Origin of the sequence: Flavobacterium artemisiae (assembly GCF_042678225.1) — a bacterium.
Lineage (GTDB): Bacteria > Bacteroidota > Bacteroidia > Flavobacteriales > Flavobacteriaceae > Flavobacterium > Flavobacterium artemisiae.
On the sequence record NZ_JBHUDZ010000002.1, the window covers coordinates 188,373 to 210,709 of the forward strand.

22 protein-coding genes are annotated in these 22,337 nt (G+C 33.0%); 11 read left to right on the forward strand and 11 right to left on the reverse strand.

All coding sequences use genetic code 11. The features are described from left to right. The first annotated feature begins 5 nt into the window (after positions 1-5). From ACFSC2_RS02740 to ACFSC2_RS02760, 5 genes are all read left to right on the forward strand, one after another. A complete protein-coding gene (locus ACFSC2_RS02740; protein WP_379816082.1) occupies positions 6-560 on the forward strand; it encodes a serine O-acetyltransferase in 555 nt (184 codons plus the stop codon). Then, entirely contained in the window at positions 560-1,678 is a 1,119-nt protein-coding gene (locus ACFSC2_RS02745) for a glycosyltransferase (protein ID WP_379816083.1), read from the forward strand. Before ACFSC2_RS02740 ends, ACFSC2_RS02745 begins: the two co-directional genes overlap by 1 nt. After that, entirely contained in the window at positions 1,675-2,745 is a 1,071-nt protein-coding gene (locus tag ACFSC2_RS02750; RefSeq protein ID WP_379816084.1) for a glycosyltransferase, read from the forward strand. Before ACFSC2_RS02745 ends, ACFSC2_RS02750 begins: the two co-directional genes overlap by 4 nt. A 4-nt stretch (positions 2,746-2,749) precedes the next feature. Further along, on the forward strand, positions 2,750-4,084 hold the full coding sequence (locus ACFSC2_RS02755) for an O-antigen ligase family protein (RefSeq protein WP_379816085.1): 1,335 nt from the start codon (positions 2,750-2,752) through the stop codon (positions 4,082-4,084). A 75-nt stretch (positions 4,085-4,159) separates the two neighbouring features. Then, a complete protein-coding gene (locus tag ACFSC2_RS02760; protein WP_379816086.1) occupies positions 4,160-5,554 on the forward strand; it encodes an exopolysaccharide biosynthesis polyprenyl glycosylphosphotransferase in 1,395 nt (464 codons plus the stop codon). A 6-nt stretch (positions 5,555-5,560) separates the two neighbouring features. Here the strand turns inward: ACFSC2_RS02760 and ACFSC2_RS02765 are convergent, their stop codons facing one another. Next, positions 5,561-6,697, reverse strand: coding sequence for a lipoprotein N-acyltransferase Lnb domain-containing protein (locus tag ACFSC2_RS02765; RefSeq protein ID WP_379816087.1), 1,137 nt, complete (start codon positions 6,695-6,697; stop codon positions 5,561-5,563). 36 nt (positions 6,698-6,733) lie between these two features. Then, on the reverse strand, positions 6,734-7,801 hold the full coding sequence (locus ACFSC2_RS02770; RefSeq protein ID WP_465254515.1) for a putative type IX sorting system protein PorV2: 1,068 nt from the start codon (positions 7,799-7,801) through the stop codon (positions 6,734-6,736). A 191-nt stretch (positions 7,802-7,992) separates the two neighbouring features. Here ACFSC2_RS02770 and ACFSC2_RS02775 point away from each other — a divergent pair, with 191 nt between their 5' ends. Together ACFSC2_RS02775 and ACFSC2_RS02780 are read left to right on the forward strand one after the other, a co-directional pair. Then, on the forward strand, positions 7,993-8,703 hold the full coding sequence (locus ACFSC2_RS02775; RefSeq protein WP_379816088.1) for a CDP-alcohol phosphatidyltransferase family protein: 711 nt from the start codon (positions 7,993-7,995) through the stop codon (positions 8,701-8,703). A gap of 10 nt (positions 8,704-8,713) precedes the next feature. Next, a complete protein-coding gene (locus ACFSC2_RS02780; RefSeq protein WP_379816089.1) occupies positions 8,714-9,568 on the forward strand; it encodes a glycoside hydrolase family 25 protein in 855 nt (284 codons plus the stop codon). Positions 9,569-9,722: 154 nt separating this feature from the next. Here ACFSC2_RS02780 and lptB read toward each other — a convergent pair whose 3' ends face one another. The 4 genes from lptB to ACFSC2_RS02800 all read right to left on the reverse strand — a co-directional run bounded on the left by lptB (position 9,723) and on the right by ACFSC2_RS02800 (position 12,791). Continuing rightward, positions 9,723-10,463, reverse strand: a complete 741-nt coding sequence (lptB, locus tag ACFSC2_RS02785; RefSeq protein ID WP_379816090.1) for an LPS export ABC transporter ATP-binding protein — start codon at positions 10,461-10,463, stop codon at positions 9,723-9,725. Between the two features lie 204 nt (positions 10,464-10,667). After that, positions 10,668-11,018 (reverse strand): carboxymuconolactone decarboxylase family protein, encoded by a 351-nt coding sequence (locus tag ACFSC2_RS02790; protein ID WP_379816091.1) that lies wholly within the window; start codon positions 11,016-11,018, stop codon positions 10,668-10,670. Further along, a complete protein-coding gene (gene tatC, locus ACFSC2_RS02795; protein WP_379816092.1) occupies positions 11,011-11,826 on the reverse strand; it encodes a twin-arginine translocase subunit TatC in 816 nt (271 codons plus the stop codon). Before tatC ends, ACFSC2_RS02790 begins: the two co-directional genes overlap by 8 nt. Then, positions 11,826-12,791, reverse strand: a complete 966-nt coding sequence (locus ACFSC2_RS02800) for a KpsF/GutQ family sugar-phosphate isomerase (protein ID WP_379816093.1) — start codon at positions 12,789-12,791, stop codon at positions 11,826-11,828. The genes tatC and ACFSC2_RS02800 overlap by 1 nt, the downstream gene beginning before the upstream one ends. 86 nt (positions 12,792-12,877) lie before the next feature. Here ACFSC2_RS02800 and recQ point away from each other — a divergent pair, with 86 nt between their 5' ends. After that, positions 12,878-15,073: a DNA helicase RecQ gene (gene recQ, locus ACFSC2_RS02805; RefSeq protein ID WP_379816094.1), complete on the forward strand. Its 2,196-nt coding sequence runs from the start codon at positions 12,878-12,880 to the stop codon at positions 15,071-15,073. Between the two features lie 120 nt (positions 15,074-15,193). On the opposite strand, the gene ACFSC2_RS02810 is transcribed toward recQ, so the two are convergent. After that, positions 15,194-15,436 (reverse strand): hypothetical protein, encoded by a 243-nt coding sequence (locus ACFSC2_RS02810; RefSeq protein WP_379816095.1) that lies wholly within the window; start codon positions 15,434-15,436, stop codon positions 15,194-15,196. Between the two features lie 301 nt (positions 15,437-15,737). Here ACFSC2_RS02810 and ACFSC2_RS02815 point away from each other — a divergent pair, with 301 nt between their 5' ends. The 3 genes from ACFSC2_RS02815 (at position 15,738) to ACFSC2_RS02825 (ending at position 19,180) form a co-directional block, all read left to right on the forward strand. Continuing rightward, the gene (locus tag ACFSC2_RS02815; protein ID WP_379816096.1) at positions 15,738-17,297 is read left to right on the forward strand and encodes an NAD(P)/FAD-dependent oxidoreductase; all 1,560 of its coding nucleotides are present in this window, start codon (positions 15,738-15,740) and stop codon (positions 17,295-17,297) included. A 75-nt stretch (positions 17,298-17,372) separates the two neighbouring features. Further along, positions 17,373-18,074, forward strand: coding sequence for an SMI1/KNR4 family protein (locus ACFSC2_RS02820; protein ID WP_379816097.1), 702 nt, complete (start codon positions 17,373-17,375; stop codon positions 18,072-18,074). Between the two features lie 20 nt (positions 18,075-18,094). Further along, positions 18,095-19,180, forward strand: a complete 1,086-nt coding sequence (locus tag ACFSC2_RS02825; RefSeq protein WP_379816098.1) for a DUF6630 family protein — start codon at positions 18,095-18,097, stop codon at positions 19,178-19,180. Between the two features lie 93 nt (positions 19,181-19,273). Here ACFSC2_RS02825 and ACFSC2_RS02830 read toward each other — a convergent pair whose 3' ends face one another. The 4 genes from ACFSC2_RS02830 to ACFSC2_RS02845 form a co-directional block, all read right to left on the reverse strand. Beyond that, positions 19,274-20,233 (reverse strand): quinone oxidoreductase family protein, encoded by a 960-nt coding sequence (locus tag ACFSC2_RS02830; RefSeq protein WP_379816099.1) that lies wholly within the window; start codon positions 20,231-20,233, stop codon positions 19,274-19,276. Between the two features lie 93 nt (positions 20,234-20,326). After that, the gene (locus tag ACFSC2_RS02835) at positions 20,327-21,001 is read right to left on the reverse strand and encodes a hypothetical protein (protein ID WP_379816100.1); all 675 of its coding nucleotides are present in this window, start codon (positions 20,999-21,001) and stop codon (positions 20,327-20,329) included. A gap of 83 nt (positions 21,002-21,084) precedes the next feature. Beyond that, entirely contained in the window at positions 21,085-21,546 is a 462-nt protein-coding gene (locus tag ACFSC2_RS02840) for a DKNYY domain-containing protein (RefSeq protein ID WP_379816101.1), read from the reverse strand. A gap of 192 nt (positions 21,547-21,738) precedes the next feature. Then, the gene (locus tag ACFSC2_RS02845; protein ID WP_379816102.1) at positions 21,739-22,293 is read right to left on the reverse strand and encodes a hypothetical protein; all 555 of its coding nucleotides are present in this window, start codon (positions 22,291-22,293) and stop codon (positions 21,739-21,741) included. Between the last annotated feature and the right edge of the window lie 44 nt (positions 22,294-22,337).

Here is a 22,337-nt window from a genome sequence, read left to right on the forward strand (position 1 = left end):
CTACAATGAATCTATTTGAATTAATTGCTTCAGATTATAAAAAGCATAAAAAATATGGAGGTAATTTTTTTACTATTGTATTTTTTACGCAAGGATTTTGGGCTGTATACCATTATAGAATTTCACACTTTATACATCAAAAAGTGAAATGGAAAATTTTTCGTTTTCCTTTACTTTTTATTATGCTGATAGGTCAAAAAGGTATCGAAATCTTAACAGGTATTTCAATTCCAGGATCAGCAAGAATTGGGCATTCTTTTTACGTTGGACATTTTGGCGGTATAATCCTTAATGCAAATACAGTAATCGGAAATAACTGTAATATTTCTCAAGGAGTAACAATTGGTGTTTCAGGATTAGATCAGAATAGAGGAACTCCTATTTTAGGAAATGAAGTTTACATTGGTGCGAATTCTGTAATTGCGGGGAAAATTATTTTAGGAAATAATGTTTTAGTTGGTGCATGTTCACTCGTAAAAGATAGTTTTTCAGATAATTCTGTTATTATGGGTGTGCCGGGTATTCAGGTTTCTCAAAACGGTTCAAAAGGTTATATATAATGAATTTATTAATAGTTTCATCTGCTCCGATTATTTATAAAAATGAACAAAGTTATGCATATGCTCCATATGTAAATGAACTCATTCTGTTGAATAAACTCGCGGGGAATATTAGTTTTTGCTGTCCTGAATGGGAGAAAGACAATGGGCTTTTAATTTCATCAATACCATTTAAATTCGAGAAACATTATAAGCTAATAGATTTTAATCTCAGTTCTATAAAAAACATTTTTTTTACTTTTTTATACTTTCCATTTAATCTCATAATGATTTTTAAGGCAATGAAAAACGCAGATCACATTCATTTGCGCTGTCCAGGAAATATGGGATTATTGGGCTGTCTCGTTCAGGTATTATTTCCAAACAAAACAAAGACCGCCAAATATGCCGGAAATTGGGATCCAAAAAGCAAACAGCCTTGGAGTTATAAACTTCAAAAGTGGATTTTAAATAATACTTTTCTAACTAAAAAGATGCAGGTTTTAGTTTATGGAGAATGGGAAAATCAATCAAAAAACATAAAATCCTTTTTTACAGCAACATATTCGGATCTAGAAAAAGAAAATTATCCAAAGAAACGTTTTGATTCAGTTATTGAATTTGTTTTTGTTGGAAGTTTAGTTATTGGGAAAAATCCAATGTATGCCGTGCAGTTAATAGATAATTTAATTAAAGGAGGAAAGAATGCCGTTTTACATATTTATGGAGATGGAATCGAAAAAGAAAGTTTACTCAATTATATTAAAGGAAATCAATTAGAGAACTCTGTTTTTTTACATGGAAACCAGAGTAAAGAAGTTGTAAAAAAAGCGTATCAGGAAGGTCATTTTGTAATTTTACCATCAAAAAGTGAAGGCTGGCCAAAAGCTGTAGCAGAAGCAATGTTTTGGGGATGCGTACCTTTATCCACAAACGTATCATGTGTTTCTTATATGTTGGATCATGGCAGAAGGGGTATACTATTAAACATGAATTTAGAAAAAGACACACTTCAAGTTGATAGCCTGCTTGCAAATGAAAAGGAGTATTTAGAAAAAAGTAATTTGGCGCTAATTTGGTCGCAAAACTATACGACAGAAGTTTTTGAAAATGAAATTAAAAAGTTGCTTATAAAATGAGAATTCTTCAAATTATAGATTCATTAAATGCCGGCGGTGCAGAAAGAATGGCTGTGAATTACGCCAATGCACTGGCGTCAAAAGTAACGTTTTCTGGTTTAGCAGCTACAAGAACTGAAGGTCAGTTACGTCAGGATATAAACAATGATGTTGGTTATTTGTATCTCTATAAAAAAAAAACAATTGACTTAAAAAGTATATTTCGATTAAGGAAATTTATCAAGAACAATAAAGTTGAGATTGTTCATGCCCACGGTTCTTCCTTCTTTATTGCCGTTTTGGTAAAATTAACTTTGCCAAGAATCAAAATATTTTGGCATGATCATTATGGACCAAGAACGAAAGAATCGAAATTTGAAAATAAAACTTTAATAGCAGCATCTCTTTTTTTTCATTCCATTTTTGCTGTAAGTCTTCAATTAGAAGAGTGGAACAAGAAAAATACGTGGTGTAAAAAAGTTAGTTTTATACCTAATTTTACTAAAGAAAAAAAAGATTATCAGGGAACAACTCTTTTAAAAGGAACAGATGGTAAAAGAATTGTTTTTTTAGCGAATCTTAAAAATCCTAAAAATCATATTCTCATTCTAAAATCATTTTTAGAATTGGGATTAAAAGATCAGGACTGGAGCCTGCATTTGATCGGAAAAGATTATAATGACACATATTCACAATCTATAAAAGACTTTATATATTCTAATTCGTTGCAAAATGCTATACATTTGTATGGTCAAAAAGATGATATTGCTAATATCCTGTCTCAAGCAACTATTGGAGTTTTGTCCTCGACAGACGAAGGTTTTCCAGTAACTTTGCTGGAATATGGTTTGGCAGGTATTGCAGTTGTCTCAACCAATGTTGGATATTGTGCAGAAATCATAAAAAACGAAACTTCGGGTTTACTTTTTGATCCAGAAAATATTTTGCAGACAAAAACTCAATTACTCAAAATGGTCGAAAATCAATCATTAAGAGATAAGGTAGTTGAAGAATTAAAACAAACTATTTTTGATAATTACACAGAAGAAAAAGTAATTAATCAGTTATTACTTTTGTATAAAAAATAAATTAGTGGAAAAAAAAACATCCTCATATAGTTTCCTTGCCTTAATTCATGCCGTAATAGGATTGGTAATTTTTATAATACCTTTTTTATCTAAAGTTTATGGACTGCTTCTGCCTATTTTAGGATTGGCATTTGTTATCAAAAATAAAAACAAAAACAATGAAGTTCTTTTAGTCGCAGCTTATCTGGTGGGGATAGAGGTTTTTCTTAGAATGACGGGAGGGAATTTTAATAACGAGTATGTCAAATTCCTAGTCATTTTTTTTATGATTGTTGGAATGTTCTACAGTAATTTTTCAATAAACGCTTTAATATATGGCATTTTTTTACTCTTACTTCTACCCAGTATTTTAGTTACTATTAACAGCGAGTATTTTGATACAGATGTAAAGAAAGCAATTCTTTTTAATTTGTCTGGCCCTTTTTGTTTAGGAATTTCGTCCATTTATATGTATAAAAGGAGAATTTTATTTTCTGATTTAAAAAATATTCTTGTTTTAATAGGACTTCCGATAATTACGACGGTTGTCTATTTGTTTTTGTATAATCCCAGCGTAAGAGATGTTGTAACTGGAACTCAGTCTAATTTTGAAACTTCAGGAGGATTTGGACCAAATCAGGTTTCAACAATTTTAGGATTAGGGATGTTTATTTTCTTTTCACAGTTAATTCTCTTTTCAAAAACAAAAATGAATATAATCCTAAATCTCATTCTATTAATATTTGTAAGCTATAGAGGAATTGCCACTTTTTCAAGAGGAGGAGTAATTGCAGGTATAATAATGATTCTTAGTCTGCTGTTTTTGTTATACTCCTTTTCAAATCAAAAAGGGAAAAGTAAAATTGGATTGGTTTTTTTATTGATAGCATTAATGGGAACTGGGATTTGGACCTATACGTCATTACAAACGGGTGGACTTATCGAAAAAAGATATGCAAATAAGGATGCAAAAGGCCGAGAGAAAAAAGATCGTCTTGGAGGAAGAGAAGCTGTAATCGATACAGATTTACAATTGTTTCTTGATAACCCTATAACAGGTGTAGGAGTAGGAATTGGAAAAGAAACAAGAAAAGAATCATTAGGGCAGTCAGTTGCTGCACATAATGAAGTTTCACGCTTACTCAGTGAACATGGTTTACTTGGGATTTTTAGTCTTTTGATACTCTTAATAACCCCATTTTTATTATATGTAAATAATATTCAGCATTTATATTTCCTGTCTTTCTTTATGTTTTGGCTGTTAACAATTAATCATGCGGCATTAAGGATAGCAGCACCCGCTTTTGTTTATGCTTTAACGCTCTTATCAGTGCAGGTAAAAATACCTGAAAAGGGGTAGAAAATTTTAGAATAAATTCATTTTTTTTACAATACATTTGCCCCAAATCTTAGTAAATAAAAAATAATTTTAAAGATGTTTTCTAATAAAAAAATGCATTTTGAGATCTCAGAAAGAAAAGTCCTGCTTTCTCTTTTTGATGCCGTTTTTGTTTTATCGGCATTGTTTGTTTTGAGCATCTTATTTGATTACAAATATTTTGATTTAGAAGACGGACGATACTTTAAACCTTTAGTTTTAATCGTTTACATCTATTCTTTTGGAACTATATTCGAAATGTATAATCTGCAGACTGCAAGTAATCAATTTCAGATTTTACGAAGTGTAATCCTTACCGGTACAGTAAGTGCTACAGTATATTTATTTACTCCAGTTTTATCTCCAGAGTTGCCTAAACAACGTTTGGTAATTGTTTTATTTTATTTTGCAGTTTTGAGCGCCTTGTTGTTATGGCGTTTTTTTTATGTTATTTTTTTAGCTTCTATACGTTTTTCGCAAAATGTAATTTTAATATGCGATAAAAGTCAAGTTGAAGAATTGGTTCTTGGTCTCGAAAATGTAGATCCGCATTATAAATTTGTGGGTTTTGTTAATTCAGATTCATTTTCGAATACAAAACTTGAGTTTTCGTATGTCAAAGAAATTAACAAAAGTGACTTAGAATCTTTTGCAATAAAAAATAATGTATCCGAAATTGTAATTGCTTCTCAAAAAACAGACGGAATCACAGCCGATTTATACCAACAACTTCTTCATTTACTAGAATCTGGTTATGTTATTAGAGAATATACGCAGGTTTACGAAAGTAAAACACAGCGAATTCCAGTGCATTATATCGAAAGAGATTTTTATCGATTTTTCCCTTTCAGCAGAAGTAATAATAATCGTTTGTATTTGCTTCAGATTCGTTTAATGGAATTTTTATTTTCTTTTATAGGTCTTTCGCTTTGCTTACTTTTTATTCCAATTATTTCATTTATCAATTTATTTGCCAACAAAGGCAGTCTCTTTTACACTCAAGATAGAGTAGGTAAAAATGGAGTGGTTTTTAAGATTTATAAATTCAGGACAATGACAGAGAATTCAGAAGTCAATGGTGCTGTTTTTGCTTCTGCAAATGACAAACGAATTACCCCTTTTGGGAAATTTTTACGAAAATCAAGAGTAGATGAACTTCCTCAATTTATTAACGTTTTAAAGGGAGACATGGCTGTAATTGGTCCAAGACCTGAGCGTCCGTTTTTTGTCGAAGAAATTGCAAGCGTAATGCCTTTTTATGAAACGCGTCATGTAATCAGACCAGGACTTACCGGCTGGGCGCAAGTAAATTATTCATACGGCGAATCGATAGACGAAAGTTTGATCAAATTACAGTACGATCTATACTATATTAAACACCGAAGTGTTTTTCTAGATTTAAGCATCACTTTTAAAACGATAACTACAGTTTTATTTTACCGCGGACAATAAAAATTTTTAGATAATAATCGGAATTGGTTTTTTGTTGCGAATCGCAGTACGAACCAAAACTACACCGCTTGTAATGATTAATGGCAGCATGATAAAGAAATGTGCTTTATTAATCAAAAATAAAAAGTATACAAGCAGGAAAACAAAGTGTATCAACGAGAATCTATACGTCCATTTTTTGTTTTTTAGAATCGAAAATAAAACTAAGAACAACAAAAGCGGACTGAACAAGAAAACATTATAATTCATCGCCAGTTCTTGGTGAAAAGAATAAAATCCCATTACAATAAAAAATATGCCCATTAAACCTAAAATGGTAAAATAGATTTTATCAAGAATTCTATTTTTGGCAAAAACTACAAGCAATAAAACAATAATATAACTGTAAATGTTATTCCACCAAGATTTAGGAGTTTCTTTTGCAAATTCAATTAGAGTTATACTTGGAGAAACTAAAGACTGGTTTTGAAATTTGGTTTTTTCTAAACTGTCTTTCAATTCAAATGGAAGAAAAATTTGTGTTCCCGATTGATCTACTTTTGTTCCGAAAATGATACTTGTTCCTAATTGATCATAAAAATGACCATCAAAATAAGGAAACAAAATAGAACGATAAGAAGTCTCAGTGTCTCCTTTTTTAGTAATTACATTTCCATTCAAAGATTTATTGATTACTTCAACCACCATCGAGGTACAGTTTCTGTCGATAAATTTGTAAGTGTAATAACGTTCCTCAGAAAATAAAGCCTTATTTAAATTATCAAATAATAGTTGCTTTGAAGCCAGCGGAATTTGAAGTTCCTGCTCGTAAACACTTCTTTTTTCTTCGTTATATTCGGCAATAAAATCTGGAAAAGGATGTGTAATAATAAAATATTGCAAATCGCCTTTTGCAAATTTAGCAACGAAATTAGGGGTTCTAAAATCAAATGCACCATAATTATAAACAATGTCAATATTGTTAGCAGGATCAGAAACTCGAATCGCTGTATGTCCAAAATAAGAATAAGTTTCATTTCCTAATCCGCAGGTTAGAACGCTTATTGTTGCATCTTTTGATAATGGCAGACTTTGGCAGAAACCAATAAAACTACTTAAGAATAATAAAGTAAAAAGTGCTTTTTTGAAAATGGACTTTTTCATGTTTTTAATTTTTTAGAATTTACTGATTTTGCGCTGCTATCGAAAGATTCCTAAATCTACTTTTAAAGAAAAAATGTTCGAATATAAGACCGTACTTTGATTCCCTAAATCGGTCAGGGCATAATCAACCTGAATGCCTTTGTATCTAAAACCTAAGCCAATATTAGGCTGGAAATTTATTTTTTCGGTATTATCCAATTGTGTCACGTTTTGAAAATTCCCTACGCCAGCTCTTAAAAAAACAAGTTCTGTGTAACCAAATTCAAACCCTAGAGCTGGGTCTATACTTAATGCTTTTGTTGAAATAATATCGTTGGTCTGCTCAAATCGCATGTTTAAATTGGCAGAAGTTACAAGACTGTAATCATTATGAAAATCAAATCTTTTTGAAACTCCTAGTTGTGCTTTTGGCAAAGTGATTTCGGTGCTTTCAGGAAGTTCATTATTTTCTCCCGGAATTGCATTTGCTATTTTTTCATATTCTTTTTCGTCGATATTCCAGACATTATAAGTTGTTGTAATGTCGCGAAGCATCAAACCAAATTTCCAATCATTTCTTTCAAATTGTAAACCAATATCGAATCCAAATCCCCAAGAATTGGCAAATTTCCCTATAACTCTTCGAATTACCTTGGCATTTACACCATATTCAAAACCATCAACAGGAAGTTTTCTCGCATACGAAAAAGTAAAACCATAATCGGCAGTAGAAAACAAACGGATTCTGTTGTAATCAATATTTCCTTGACTGTCTATTAATTGCGTGGTGTCCATAATATCGTCAACACCAAAACGAATCATCGAAATCCCCCAAGCACTTCTATCATCAATCGGACTTGCATAACCAATGTAATCGTATTGCGCTATATTGGCAAAATAACTCGCGTGCATCAAAGCAATTTGATGATCTTCGAGATTGGTTAAACCTGCCGGATTCCAGTAAACGGCATTTACATCATTGGTAGATGCAGTTACGGCACTAGCCATACCGAGAGCGGCAGCGTCAACTCCAATATTCATAAATTCATTCGAGTATTTTCGAACAGTTTGAGCGTATTGAAAAGTAAAACTCCAAAACAATAAAAATGCAAAGATTTTCTTCAAAATATAGTTTTTTGCAGATCGAGGCCTGTTTTTAATTTTTTTCAAAAATATAATATTTTGCGCACGTAAATGATTCCTTTTTAGAAATATTCTGAAACGAATACGTCAAAATAAAAAACTCTTTCAAAAACTCGTTTCGCATCGAGTTATTATGCTAAATTTGTTCTCTGCGATTATCAAAATTTTAAAACATGAATATTAAAAAACAGATTCCAAACTTAATTACATTAATAAACCTTTTCTGCGGTTGTGTCGCAATTGTTTTTGTTTCCAGAGACAATTATTTAATGGCCTTTTTCATGGTTTGTTTAGGAATCTTTTTTGACTTTTTTGATGGTTTTTTTGCCCGATTATTCAAAGTTTCGAGTCCGCTCGGGCTGCAATTAGATTCTTTGGCAGATATGGTAACCAGCGGTGTAACTCCTGGGTATGTAATGTACAGTATGTTTGCTAATAGCGGCCACGAATTAGGAACAAGCCCAGCAATTCCATTTTTAGGATTTATCATCACTTTAGGATCTTGCTATCGTTTGGCTAATTTTAATGTAGACACACGCCAGACAGATTCTTTTATAGGATTACCGACTCCGGCAAATGCGCTGTTTATATTAAGCCTTCCATTGGTTATATCATTTTCAGATTCATTAATGATATTAGAAATTTTAACCAATCAATGGGTTTTATTGCTTATAACGTTATGCAGTGCTTATATTTTGAACGCAGAGATTCCATTATTTGCTTTAAAAATCAAGAAATTTAACTTTAAAGATAATGTACTTCAAATTGTTTTTTTAGTGGTTTGTATATTGATGGTTGTTTTGCTTCAATACTTGGCAATTCCATTGATTATAGCTTTTTATGTGTTATTGTCAATTATCAATAATATGTTTTTGAAAAAGTAGTTTAATTGTAATGGCAAGAAAAACGACTTATCGTAAAACAACTTCAAGAAAATCAAACTCAGAATCATTTTTGGGCAGGGTTTTCAGGAGGCTTTCTTTACTTTTTTTCGCAGTATTATTTATTGGGATAATTTATCATTATCGCAAAGGTCTGGCCTATTATTTAGGTTTTAAAACAGAAAAAGTTTTAGACGAAGATGCAGTTGATAAACACCTTTCTGATGTTCGAAATATTCGCGTTCTCGAAAATCATAAAGGGAAAGTGATCGGAATTGATGTCTCTGAGTTTCAAGGAAAAGTAGATTGGGATGATGTTGAAATTCTGGATGAAAAATATCCTGTTCAATTTGTTTTTATTCGTGCAACAGCTGGAAATGATAGAGTAGATCGTCAATTTAAACGAAATTGGGAAGGAGCTAAAGAAGAAAAAATTATGCGTGGCGCTTATCATTATTACCGCCCAAACGAAAATTCTATAGAACAGGCTGATCTTTTTATTAAAACAGTAAAATTGCAAAAAGGAGATCTTCCTCCGGTTTTGGATATCGAAAAATTACCTAAAAATCAGTCTTTAGATAGTTTAAAAGTAGGTTTAAGACGCTGGCTGACCAAAGTAGAAAAGCATTATCAAGTTCGTCCGATTATTTATTCTGGCGAAAGATATTATTCTGATTTTTTGAAAGAAGAATTTAGCGAATATCTTTTCTGGATTGCTAATTATAATTTCTACAGAGAAAAAATCGAAGACGACTGGTTGTTTTGGCAGTTTACAGAAAAAGCTTCTCTGCCTGGAATCAAACATCGAGTTGATGTGAATATTTATAACGGAGATTTACAGCAATTGCAGTTTATTACAGTTGAATAATAGTATTTAGTGTTCAGGTTTTTAATGTTCAGTCTTTAGGATTCAAAAAAAATCAGTTTTTTAGTATTCAGCTTCAAACTGATGACTAAAAAACTGACCACTAAAATACTTTCAAATCAATGATCACTAAAAACCTGACCACTGATCACTATATTTAAAATTCTAGTTTCTTCTTACGTAGCTCGAAGTTTTGTCCAAGATACACACGTCGAACCATTTCGTCTTCAACCAATTCTTCTGGAATTCCAGCTTTAAGAATTCCTCCTTCAAACATCAAATAGGTTTTGTCGGTAATCGCAAGCGTTTCCTGAACGTTGTGATCGGTAATTAAGATTCCGATATTTTTATTTTTTAACTGAGCAACGATTCGCTGAATATCTTCAACCGCAACAGGGTCAACTCCAGCAAAAGGCTCATCCAATAAAATAAACTTTGGATCGGTAGCCAAAGCACGTGCGATTTCTGTACGACGACGTTCACCTCCCGAAAGTAAATCGCCTCGGTTGGTACGAATGTGCTCTAAGCTGAATTCTTCAATCAAACTTTCCATTTTAGCAATTTGAGCTTCTTTAGAAAGGTTTGTTAATTGCAAAACGCTCAGAATGTTATCTTCAATACTTAGTTTTCTAAAAACAGAAGCTTCTTGTGCTAGATATCCAATTCCTTGTTGTGCACGTTTGTACATCGGATAATCGGTAATGTTTAAATCGTCAAGGAAGATATTTCCCTGATTTGGTTTTACCAATCCCACGATCATGTAAAAAGAAGTAGTTTTTCCAGCACCATTTGGTCCCAAAAGCCCGACAATTTCTCCTTGATTTACCTCAACAGAAATTCCCTTTACAACACTTCGTCCTTTGTATGTTTTTATTAAATTATCGGCTCTTAGCTTCATTTTTTAATTAGATAATTAGATAATTTGAAAATGAGATAATTGAAAAAACTAACTCAATTTTTAATTTTAAAATTTATTAGAAGAGGCAAATTAAAAGTAAAATAATCAATCAAATAAATGAATTAACAAATTATTGCATTTTCAAAATCAGATATTTATGTTTTTAAGGTAATTATCTAATTATCTAATTGACACATTTTCTAATTATTTTCCGGCTTCCTCGAGAGCTTCCCAGAATTCGTAAGCTCTTCTTAAATGCGGTACTACAATGGTTCCTCCAACAAGAGTTGCAATTCCCATTGCTTCCATCATTTCTTCTTTAGTAACGCCTTCTTTATAACTTGTTTCCAAATGGTATTTTACACAGTCGTCGCAGCGTAAAACTGCCGAAGCAACCAAGCCTAAAAGTTCTTTTGTTTTTACATCGAGTGCACCTTCTGCATACGCATTGGTGTCAAGATTGAAAATTCGCTTTACAATTTTATTATTGTCAGCTAATAATTTTTCGTTCATTTTAGAACGATAGTCGTTAAATTCTTGAACTAAATCAGACATTTTCTTTTAATTTATTTCTATAAACAATTTTCGAAATCAAGATACTTACTTCGTAGATAATCAACATCGGGATCGCCACAATGGTTTGACTCACAACATCTGGAGGTGTAACAATTGCAGCAATGATTAAGATAAGAACTACGGCATATTTCCAATACTTTCTTAAGAATTCAGGAGTAACTAATCCTAATTTGGTTAAGAAGTAAATTGCAATTGGCAATTCAAAAAATACAGCACTTCCTAGAATACTTGTTTTTACCATTCCCATATAAGAATCTAGGGTAAATTGGTTTTTTACAACATCACTTACAGAGAAAGTTGCCACGAAGTTTACCGACATCGGAATCACGACAAAATAGCCAAACAATACTCCTAAGAAGAAAAGTAGAGAAGAAACAAAGATGAATGTTTTTGCATTTTTTCTTTCTTTCTCATAAAGAGCAGGACTGATAAATTTCCAGATTTCCCATAAAATATAGGGAAAACTCAGAATGAAACCTGCCAAAAGACACATCCATACAAAAATATTTACCTGACCTTCCATTTCGGTATTTTGAATAATAAAATTCAGTTCCGTGATGCAAATACTGTCAGCAAAACCCAATTGATGCGATAAATCGCAGAACCACACATAAGTAAAAAATGTTGGTCTAATTGGACCTAAGATAATTTGATCAAACAAATAATCACTAATAAAATAAGTTACAAATGCCATAATACATATTGCAATTGTACTTCTCACTAAAAGCCATCTTAATTCTTCAAGATGGTCTAAAAACGACATCTCGCCAAGGTTTTTCTTTGCCATTATACGATTCCTTCTTTTAAAATGTCATGTAAGTGTAAAACTCCTTTATATTCGCCGTTGTCAGCCACGATAAGCTGTGTGATAGAAAAATCTTCTAAAATATTTAATGCGTCAACCGCCATAGTCTCTGAAGAAACTAATTTAGGGTTTTTAGACATAATATCTTTTGCCGTTAAGTTCGCAATAGTATCTACGTCATTTAGCATTCTTCGGATGTCTCCGTCTGTAATAATTCCAATAATTTTATTGTCTTCAATTACTGCAGTTACGCCCAATCTTTTTTCAGAAATTTCGAAAATCGCTTTTTTGATAGAGGTTTCTGGACTAACAGCTGGTTTTAACGAATGCTCGATCATGTCTTTTACGCGAAGCAGTAATTTTTTGCCCAAAGCGCCTCCAGGGTGATAAACTGCAAAATCTTCTGGTTTAAAATCACGCATTTCCATAAGACATACTGCTAAAGCGTCGCCCATTACAAGCTGCGCAGTGGTGCTGTTTGTAGGAGCAAGATTAATAGGGCAGGCTTCCATTTCAACAGTGGTGTTTAAAACGAAATCAGATCCTTTTGCCAAAAATGAAGTTACGTTTCCTGTAATTGCAATCAAAGTGTTTCCGAACCTTTTTAATAACGGAACCAAAACCTTAATTTCGGGGCTGTTGCCGCTTTTTGAAATACAGATAATAATATCGTCGTTTTGGATCATTCCTAAATCACCATGAATCGCTTCTGATGCGTGAAGAAACATAGATGGAGTTCCTGTAGAGTTAAAAGTAGCAACCATTTTTTGTGCAATGATGGCGCTTTTTCCGATTCCGGTAACGATTAGTCGTCCTTTTGTTTCGTAAATGCGCTGAACTGCTTCGTAGAAATTTTCGTCCAGAAAATCAATTAGTTTTGTAATTGCTTCACTTTCAGAGAGTATTGTTTTTTTGGCGATTGCCAATATATTTTCTTTTGTAATCAAAACAGAATATTTAAAATTTGTATGTATAAAAGAAAGTTGTATCTTTATGTGTTGCAAATTTATACAAATTACCATTAATATAGAGAATGAATTCAAACGAAATTGAAATACATAAAGAATTAAAGAAGTATTTCGGCTTTAGCCAATTTAAGGGCTTGCAAGAGCAAGTCATTACGAGTATTTTAGGTAAAACAAATACTTTCGTAATTATGCCGACTGGTGGTGGAAAGTCTCTTTGTTATCAATTACCCGCTTTAATTCAGGATGGAACAGCAATCGTTGTTTCTCCATTGATTGCTTTGATGAAAAATCAAGTAGATGCGATTCGAAGCTTATCTTCAGAAAATGGAATTGCACATGTGTTGAATTCCTCTCTTACTAAAACAGAAATTGCTCAGGTTAAAAAAGACATCACTTCTGGTTTGACCAAACTCTTGTATGTAGCTCCCGAATCTTTAACAAAAGAAGAATACGTATCTTTTTTACAAAGCGTGCCTATTTCTTTTGTTGCTATTGATGAAGCGCACTGTATCTCTGAATGGGGTCATGATTTTAGGCCGGAGTATCGAAATCTGAGACATATTATTAAACAGCTGGGCAAAGTGCCAATTATTGGACTTACAGCGACTGCAACACCAAAAGTTCAGGAAGATATTCTTAAAAATCTGGACATGGCCGATGCCAATACTTTTAAAGCATCGTTTAACAGACCAAATTTATATTACGAAGTTCGTACAAAAACTAAAAATATTGAATCGGATATTATTCGATTTATAAAACAGCACAAAGGTAAATCTGGAATTATTTACTGTCTGAGCCGTAAAAAAGTAGAATCGATTGCGGAGGTTTTACAAGTAAATGGAATTAGTGCGGTTCCTTATCATGCTGGTTTAGATGCTAAAACCCGCGCCAAACATCAAGACATGTTCTTGATGGAAGACGTAGATGTAGTGGTAGCAACAATCGCCTTCGGAATGGGAATTGATAAACCAGACGTTCGATTTGTAATTCACCATGATATTCCAAAATCCCTGGAAAGTTATTATCAGGAAACGGGTCGTGCAGGACGTGATGGAGGAGAAGGACATTGTTTGGCCTATTACTCTTATAAAGATGTAGAAAAGCTAGAAAAATTTATGTCTGGAAAACCTGTTGCAGAACAAGAAATTGGGTTTGCGCTTTTACAGGAGGTGGTGGCCTACGCCGAAACCTCAATGTCTCGAAGAAAATTCTTGCTGCATTATTTTGGTGAAGAATTTGACAGCGAAACTGGCGAAGGTGCAGATATGGACGACAACGTTCGTAATCCGAAAAACAAAATCGAAGCCAAAGACCAAGTGGTTAAACTGCTCGAAATTGTTCGCGACACCAAACATATATATAAGTCAAAAGAAATTGTGTTTACTTTAATAGGTCGTGTGAACGCAGTTATTAAAGCACACAAAACAGATTTGCAGTCGTATTTTGGTTCAGGATCTGATCATGACGAAAAATACTGGATGGCCTTATTAAGACAAGTCTTGGTTTCTGGTTTTTTGTCTAAAGATATCGAAACATACGGAATCATAAAAATCAATCAAAACGGATTAGATTTTATTAAAAATCCGGTTTCGTTTATGATGTCAGAAGATCATGAATACAGCGAAACTGATGACGAAACGGTAGTAGCAGGCTCTAAAGCTTCTGGTACAGCCGATGAAGTGCTGACAGGAATGCTACGTGAACTTCGTAAAAAAGTAGCTAAAAAATTAGGAGTGCCTCCGTTCGTAGTTTTTCAAGATCCATCTCTTGAAGATATGGCTTTAAAATATCCGATTACTTTACAGGAATTATATAACATTCACGGAGTTGGAGAAGGAAAAGCTAAAAAATACGGAGCAGATTTTGTGACGCTGATTAGTCGTTATGTAGAAGATAATGATATCATTCGTCCAGATGATTTAGTCGTAAAATCTACAGGAGTCAACTCTGCTAATAAATTATATATTATCCAGAATATTGATAGAAAGCTTTCGCTAAAAGATATCGCTTCCGCTAAAGGATTGACGATGGATACTTTGATCAAAGAAATGGAACAAATTGTTTATTCGGGAACCAAATTAAATATTAAATATTGGTTAGACGATATTTTAGACGACGATCAACAGGAAGAAATTCACGATTATTTTATGGAATCAGAGTCTGATAAAATCGAAGATGCACTTAAAGAATTTGACGGTGATTACGATATTGATGAATTACGTTTAATGCGTATTAAGTTTATCAGCGAAGTCGCAAACTAATAAAAAAGTATTCAGTGATCAGCTTTTAGTATTCAGTGATACTAAAAGCTGATTTATTTTTAAACTTTGATAATCTATTTAGACTTTTCGATCATTAAAAACTGATCACTAAAAAACGGATTACTGATCACTATAAACTTCCCCTCGATGCGGTTTTAAAGCATCTCTTACCTGAATCATATTCGGTTCTTCGACAACCATAAATGCGGTTGCATGCATATCGTTTACAATAGTAAAACCAGTAATATTTAAAGGTAGTTTTTCGATAACAATATATTCTTTCAAGTGAATTTCGTGATGCTCAGCCGTTTTAGCCGAAGCCGGTCCGCGGAAATCCCAAATTAATTTTATTTTTCTAGACATTTTTTTTCTAAAGGTGCAAAGGTTCTTAGGAACAAAGGTACAAAGTATTTTTTTAAGGCTCTGAGATTCTAAGATGCTAAGGTTCTAAGTTTTTCTGTAGACGTTACTGAGGTGCGTGTAACTTTTCTGGAAAAAAATCATTTTAATCTAATTAATCTGTGGCTGAAAATAAATGAACATTTTATGAAAGAGATGTTAATCTGTATGCAAATTTTACATGAAATATAAAATCTCATTTCAAAATAGTACTTTTGCATCTTCTTTTCATAGAAAGAAAAGCTAATAGAATAAACACAAAAAAATGCCTAAAGAACTTTTACTTCAAGTATCGCCGGAAATTGCTGCAAACGAATCGCTTTTAAGAGACCATTTATCCAAACAAATAAAGGTTTCTCCAAAAGAAATTCAGCATGTTTCTATTTTAAAACGCTCTATTGATGCACGTCAGAAAGCGATTAAAATGAACTTGAAAGTTCTTATCTATTTGCAGGGTGAACCTTTTCAGGAAACTAAATTAGAGCTTCCTATATATAAAGATGTTTCCAATGCTCAAGAAGTTATTGTTGTCGGCGCAGGCCCGGCTGGACTTTTTGCCGCATTACAATTAATTGAATTAGGCTTAAAGCCAATTGTTCTTGAACGCGGAAAAGATGTTCGCGGACGCCGACGTGACTTAAAAGCAATCAATCGTGAACATATCGTAAACGGAGATTCTAATTATTGTTTTGGCGAAGGCGGAGCAGGAACTTATTCTGATGGAAAATTATATACACGTTCTAAAAAGCGCGGCGACGTAACCAGAATTTTAGAACTTTTGGTGGCTTTTGGAGCTTCAGATGATATTTTGGTTGAAGCACATCCGCATATTGGAACCAATAAACTGCCAAAAATCATCGAAGATATTCGTGAAAAAATTATCGAATTCGGAGGACAGGTTTTGTTTGATACTCGCGTAACTGATATTTTGCTAAAGAATAATGAAGTTGAAGGAATCGTAACGCAGAATGGGGATAAAATTCATGCAAATAAATTAATCTTAGCAACAGGACATTCGGCTCGTGATATTTTCGAATTATTAGATAAAAAGAAAATTTTAATCGAAGCCAAACCTTTTGCTTTAGGTGTTCGTGCAGAACATTCACAGGAATTAATAGACAGCATTCAATACAGTTGTGATTATCGCGGTGAGCATTTACCACCAGCGCCGTATTCAATTGTAAAGCAAGTTAACGGCCGTGGCATGTATTCGTTTTGTATGTGTCCAGGAGGTGTAATTGCGCCATGTGCGACAAGTCCGGGAGAAGTAGTTACAAACGGTTGGTCGCCTTCTAAACGTGATCAATCAACGGCAAATTCTGGAATTGTTGTCGAATTGAAATTGGAAGATTTTAAGCCTTTCGCAAAATTCGGTGCTTTGGCCGGAATGGAATTTCAAAAAAGTATCGAGCAAAAAGCATGGCATTTGGCTGGACAAACCCAAAAAGCTCCGGCACAGCGAATGATCGATTTTACACAAAATAAAGTTTCAGCAGATATTCCAAAAACATCTTATGTTCCTGGAACGACTTCGGTAGAAATGGGACAGGTTTTTCCTGGTTTCTTATCGCAGATCATGCGTCAAGGATTTCAGGAATTTGGAAAGTCAATGCGAGGGTATTTAACTAACGAAGCAATTTTGCATGCTCCAGAAAGCAGAACTTCGTCGCCAGTTAGAATTCCGAGAGATCCTATGACTTTAGAGCATTTGCAAATCAAAGGATTATATCCTTGCGGAGAAGGGGCAGGTTATGCCGGAGGAATTATTTCTGCAGCAATTGACGGTGAAAAATGTGCCTTAATGATTGCGGAATCCTTGAAATAATTGGCTTCACGTTTTTTGTGTAGTAAAAAGAGTGTTATCTTAGTATTCTAATTCTAATAGAATATTCCCCCAAAGATGACCATACAAGAAATAGAAACTAAATACGGATTTAAATATCCGCTTTTATACAAACAATTAGATGCCGACGGAATGTTGGATGTTGGTGAATATGGACCAAATTGGTATACAGAAGTTTACCCAACACTAAAAGACAATCCGCCTTTACTGCTGCATTCTTATGATTTTGAATCTTTGAATTTAAAATCGGTTGCCGAAGAAATCGAAGACCTTAGAGATCCTGAGGATTATAGAAATATAAATCCTGAATTTAGATTTATTCCGTTTGCTAAAAGTGGCGGCGGCGATCATTATTGCTTTTTCTTAAATGAAGAAAATAACGGAGATGTGCCGATTGTTTTTGTCTGGCATGACATGAACGAAGTAGATTATCTGGCTAAAAACCTGCAGGATTTTATCTTTAAGGTTTTATTGCTTGATATGTCGAAAAAGGACGAATACAACCAACTTAGTGACGATGAATTTAGAAGTGAAATCGAATCGGTTTTTAGATCTCATAAAAAATATTTAACCCAGCGTCAAAACGAAATCCTAGAAGAAATTTTGACACGAGAACTTATTGATTATGAAATAAATGTTTCTCCAAAAATTGTAGAATCGGCAAGAGGATTATTGACAGATCACGAACTAGAATCGATTGTGAATGAAGTAATTCCTTTTGAAAAAATGAATCAAAGTTTTAAATATTCTAATGATTAGTTTTTAATAAAAATCCTGCTATGAGCTTTTTTTCCAATTTATTCGGTCGTAATAACGATCCAAAATCCATAATTTCTTTTGATGTTATAAATTCGATTTATTCACATTTATACAATGAGCAGGCGAGTCTTGAATTTAAAGTAAAAGGAATTCAAGAAAATGTCATTGTAAATTTATTCTACTTTCCAGGATCATTGGATCATGAAGAAGGAAATGCAGAAATTAAAAAAGCTGGTTTTAATAATTCGTATGAAATTTTAAATGAACTTTATAAAAAAATGAATATTGGTACTCTTTCGGAAGAAATGATTCAGGAGGGGTTGGAATATGATTTTATACATATTGAATTTTACTCGGAACCGACTGCAGAAGAGAAAAAGTTTTTTAAACGCTCTATTAAAAATTTCTTGATCTTTTTTTGTTCTACGAATAGTTTAGAAACAAACGATTTTAGGATGTTGTATTCAGGTAGACATTTCTATGATTATACAAAAGGATTATTAGAAAGTGAAGTTATAGATGTAAATAATCCAAAAAATGAAAGCGAGACTATCGGAATCAGGGATTTTAAATTGGTTTTGCAGGGCATCTGCCAGCATTTAAATATAGAAATCCCAAAGTCGGTCGAACTCCCATCAAGTGAAAACTTAGTTGAAAGTGAAGAAGTTACCCCAGAAACTTTTGAAGAATTTATACAATTAGTTTCTAGAGGAAATATTGAGGAAAGTGAACTGAAAGAACAATCTGAAAAACTATTTGAGAATTTTAAAAGACCAGCAGAAGATTATCATGACATAGTCGAGGGACATTTTGAGTTTTTTGAAAATATTGATGCCTGGAATAGCGATTGGAAATTTGATCCAGAAGATGCTGAATATTTTATTTCTGAAATGATTGGCGAAGATTTGAATTTTGAATATCCAGAAGAAACCTACAGTCACGATTTGTTTCCGTACATCCAATCGGCTTTAGAAAAACGTGGCTTCGAATTAATGAGCTACAATACAAATGGCGATAATTATTTGTTTTTTGTTGCCAATAAAGAAGATGTAGATAGAATTCTAGAATTATCAGAATTAACAAAAATTGAGATTGATCAATTGTAAAGTATATTTAACCGCCACGAATTCACGAATTTTATTTTTAAAATCTATATGCAAAGTTTTTAAATAAATTCGTGAATTCGTGGCGAAAAGAAACTATGGAATCAAGATAATCTTTCCTGTACTTTTTCTGCTTTCTAAGAAATCATGCGCCAGTTTTCCTTCTGATAATTTGAAAGAAGTTGGTTCTAAAATTTTGATTTTGCCGTCAATAATCCAATTAAATAATTGCGTAGCTCTTTTAATTCTTTCTTCTTTAGAATTTAAATAACTCCACAAATCTCCTCCTGTCAAAGTTTTGGAACCGTCCATTAACATTCTCGGATCTACCGGCGCTGGATCTCCGCCCGCCATTCCGAAGAAAACAACCTGACCACATTCTTTAGTAACTTCAAAACTTTCTGCCAAAGTGCTTCCTACACTGTCGTAAACCACATCTACGCCTTTCGGACTTATTTTAAAAAGTTCCGATTTCCAGTCTTGATTATACAATAAAACATGATCGGCACCTTGTCCGATCGCAATTTTTGCTTTTTCTGCAGATGAGGTTAAACCGATTACATTGGCGCCTAACGATTTACTAATCTGCGTTAGAAACTGCCCAACGCCGCCAGCAACAGCGTGAATTAAAACGGTTTCGCCTTTTTGAGTTTTGTGACTATCGGTTGCTAAATAATGCGCGGTTAAACCTTGAAGTAAAATAGAAGCAGCAGTTTCAAAAGAAATTTGGTCTGGCAGAGGCAAAACATGATTTACATTTACAGCAACCAATTCTGCATTCGCAAACGGAGCATCTGCAAAAGCAACACGATCACCAATTTTGTACTCCGAATGATTATTGGCATCGACCACAATTCCGGCACCTTCGTAGCCAGCAATAAATGGTGGATTTCCTTTTAAATGATAATTTCCTTTTCGACGGTAAACATCGGCAAAATTGAGGCCGATGGCTTTCATTTCGACTAAAATTTCATCGCTTTTTAATTCGGGATTTGGGATTTCTATATATTCTAAAACATCGGAATTTCCAAAAGTAGAAAATGTGAGTGCTTTCATTTTTATTAAATTTAGAAATACAAAGTAAGTGAAAATTAAAGCTTATTTAAAGTCTTTGTTATTTGGTTTAAGTCGAAGTTTAAAAGTTCTTTTTTAACACAAAAGCCACCATAAAGTAAGGTAGTTGAGTTTTCCATCTTTAAAATAAAATAAAAAAGCATCATCACTGGTAGCGTTTAAATAAAACCTAAACCGCACTTCGTTTGGGTTTTCTGTTTTCTCTATTTCTGAATTTGGAAACTTACTTTGGAACTCTTCTACAGTGGTGTCTTTGTTTAATGTTATGTTATGCGAAATTATTTTAAATGAATTAGTAGCGGCAAATCCAGTATCAAATAACACAATATGGTTGTTGGTGGTAAACTGACTATTTTTAATGTAGATGGTCGTTATTTCTCCATTGAATTTCTCAAATATCCCCGTTTCTTTATTTTTCTTACCATACGTTTTAATCATCCATTTTTCGTCTAACCATTCAAACGGACTGCCGCATTCCCAAAGCTGTGTTTTTGTAGAATCAACGTGAGTATAAATTGATTCAAATTCATCTTTCGACAATATTATTTTATAATCATTGATTAAGACATTTCCTTTTTCAAGAAATTTTGAATCATAAATTGATTTGTCTTTTGATTTCTCTTTTGGTTCTATCGATGTAGTGGCTTCTTTTTTGGTTTCAATGATATTGTTAGGCTCTTTTGCTTTTTCATCGCGATTATTACAGGCGATTAGTATTGTAAAAAGTAATAAAAGTATATGTCTTTTCATTTGTATAATGATGTTTTTTATTGGCTTATTGCTTAAGGTTTTGAATATAAATTTCTACTCAAAAGTTATACAGTTTTAATCTCTCAATCAATAACTTCAAATTTATATTTCTTTGTTTTATAAGTCATTTCAATTACTCTTTTTTTCTTGTCTAGTTTCAGGCTTGTTTTCGAGGGAGAAAACCCAGCGATAATTTCACCTTCCTCATAGAAAAACTTTTTATCTCTGGCATATTTATAATGTCCTGCAAGCAATTTAAAAGTTTTGGGATCTGCATTGTCAATTTTTGAAAGCTGCATGCCTCCACTCGTAGGTCTGTAGACATAAACATATTTTTTATCTTTTGCATACCAGCCGTCGAGCGCTTCAAAAGTGATTGGGTCTATTTCTTGGGAAAAATAACCATTGAAATAAATAACTTCTGTTAGTTTATTATTTATTTCCTTCATCGCGATTGTCTTTTCGTAGAGATGTCCCGTTTTGCTTTTATAAAACTGATTTTTGATGTGGGTCAGTTTCGCGCTGTCTTTTAAATCAAATTGCATAGGACATTTGCAAAGCTTAGAGCTGTTTTCTGAATAGACGCAATGCCTGCTTGTTAATTGAGCTTTTTGGGTTTGACCATTACAAACTGTCAACAAACAAAACAAAAATCCGATATGTAAAATAATTTTGAGTTTAGTCATTTTTGCTTTCTAAGATGAAAAATAAGATTGTTTTTCTACAAGGATTTGCATTTACCCCTGAAAATCACCGCAATCATGCTCTTCAAACTTATCCAGCATTTTGCTTGTAGTATAGAATTTTGAAATCCTTAGATCTTTTAATTCTGTAGTATCGCCCGTAATTTTTAATTCATAAACAGGTGCTTTGTCAATCTTCGTTAATACAAAATTGTTTTGTTTTGTTTTAAATTGAATTAGATTATCAGATCCCGAAAATTCTATAATTTCATAAGTTTTGGTAACCTTGTCATTACACACATTGGTCATTTTGAACTGTTTTTCAGTTAGAGATAAAATTGCCAAATCGCATGCATAACAATTACCTGTAAATTCTATTCCGTACTTTTTAAAGACATTTTCGCTCTTTGGATCAACAATATCTATCGCAAAAAGCTGATCTAAATCTTCAATTTGATTTTTCTCTTTTTTGCTTTCGACAGCTGGCGCAGCAATTTCGGTTTTCGTTAGCGTATCTTTTTTGCTGGGATTTTCAATTTTTTGTTTGGCATTTTGGTTGCATCCTGAAAAAATAAGTGCAAGTAAAATAAATTTTAAAAATGTCTTCATTGTCTGTTTTATTGTTTATCCTAATATGTATTTTGGGCGTATAT

Bases quoted from the DNA above. Each gene is read 5' to 3' on its own strand.
- ACFSC2_RS02750 (WP_379816084.1), top strand. From the start codon at position 1,675: ATGAGAATTCTTCAAATTATAGATTCATTAAATGCCGGCGGTGCAGAA.
- tatC (WP_379816092.1), bottom strand. From the start codon at position 11,826: ATGGCAAAGAAAAACCTTGGCGAGATGTCGTTTTTAGACCATCTTGAA.
- ACFSC2_RS02815 (WP_379816096.1), top strand. From the start codon at position 15,738: ATGCCTAAAGAACTTTTACTTCAAGTATCGCCGGAAATTGCTGCAAAC.
- ACFSC2_RS02820 (WP_379816097.1), top strand. From the start codon at position 17,373: ATGACCATACAAGAAATAGAAACTAAATACGGATTTAAATATCCGCTT.
- ACFSC2_RS02835 (WP_379816100.1), bottom strand. From the start codon at position 21,001: ATGAAAAGACATATACTTTTATTACTTTTTACAATACTAATCGCCTGT.
- ACFSC2_RS02825 (WP_379816098.1), top strand. From the start codon at position 18,095: ATGAGCTTTTTTTCCAATTTATTCGGTCGTAATAACGATCCAAAATCC.
- ACFSC2_RS02845 (WP_379816102.1), bottom strand. From the start codon at position 22,293: ATGAAGACATTTTTAAAATTTATTTTACTTGCACTTATTTTTTCAGGA.
- ACFSC2_RS02840 (WP_379816101.1), bottom strand. From the start codon at position 21,546: ATGCAATTTGATTTAAAAGACAGCGCGAAACTGACCCACATCAAAAAT.
- ACFSC2_RS02765 (WP_379816087.1), bottom strand. From the start codon at position 6,697: ATGAAAAAGTCCATTTTCAAAAAAGCACTTTTTACTTTATTATTCTTA.
- lptB (WP_379816090.1), bottom strand. From the start codon at position 10,463: ATGAAGCTAAGAGCCGATAATTTAATAAAAACATACAAAGGACGAAGT.
- ACFSC2_RS02745 (WP_379816083.1), top strand. From the start codon at position 560: ATGAATTTATTAATAGTTTCATCTGCTCCGATTATTTATAAAAATGAA.
- recQ (WP_379816094.1), top strand. From the start codon at position 12,878: ATGAATTCAAACGAAATTGAAATACATAAAGAATTAAAGAAGTATTTC.
- ACFSC2_RS02810 (WP_379816095.1), bottom strand. From the start codon at position 15,436: ATGTCTAGAAAAATAAAATTAATTTGGGATTTCCGCGGACCGGCTTCG.
- ACFSC2_RS02790 (WP_379816091.1), bottom strand. From the start codon at position 11,018: ATGTCTGATTTAGTTCAAGAATTTAACGACTATCGTTCTAAAATGAAC.
- ACFSC2_RS02830 (WP_379816099.1), bottom strand. From the start codon at position 20,233: ATGAAAGCACTCACATTTTCTACTTTTGGAAATTCCGATGTTTTAGAA.
- ACFSC2_RS02775 (WP_379816088.1), top strand. From the start codon at position 7,993: ATGAATATTAAAAAACAGATTCCAAACTTAATTACATTAATAAACCTT.
- ACFSC2_RS02740 (WP_379816082.1), top strand. From the start codon at position 6: ATGAATCTATTTGAATTAATTGCTTCAGATTATAAAAAGCATAAAAAA.
- ACFSC2_RS02780 (WP_379816089.1), top strand. From the start codon at position 8,714: ATGGCAAGAAAAACGACTTATCGTAAAACAACTTCAAGAAAATCAAAC.
- ACFSC2_RS02760 (WP_379816086.1), top strand. From the start codon at position 4,160: ATGTTTTCTAATAAAAAAATGCATTTTGAGATCTCAGAAAGAAAAGTC.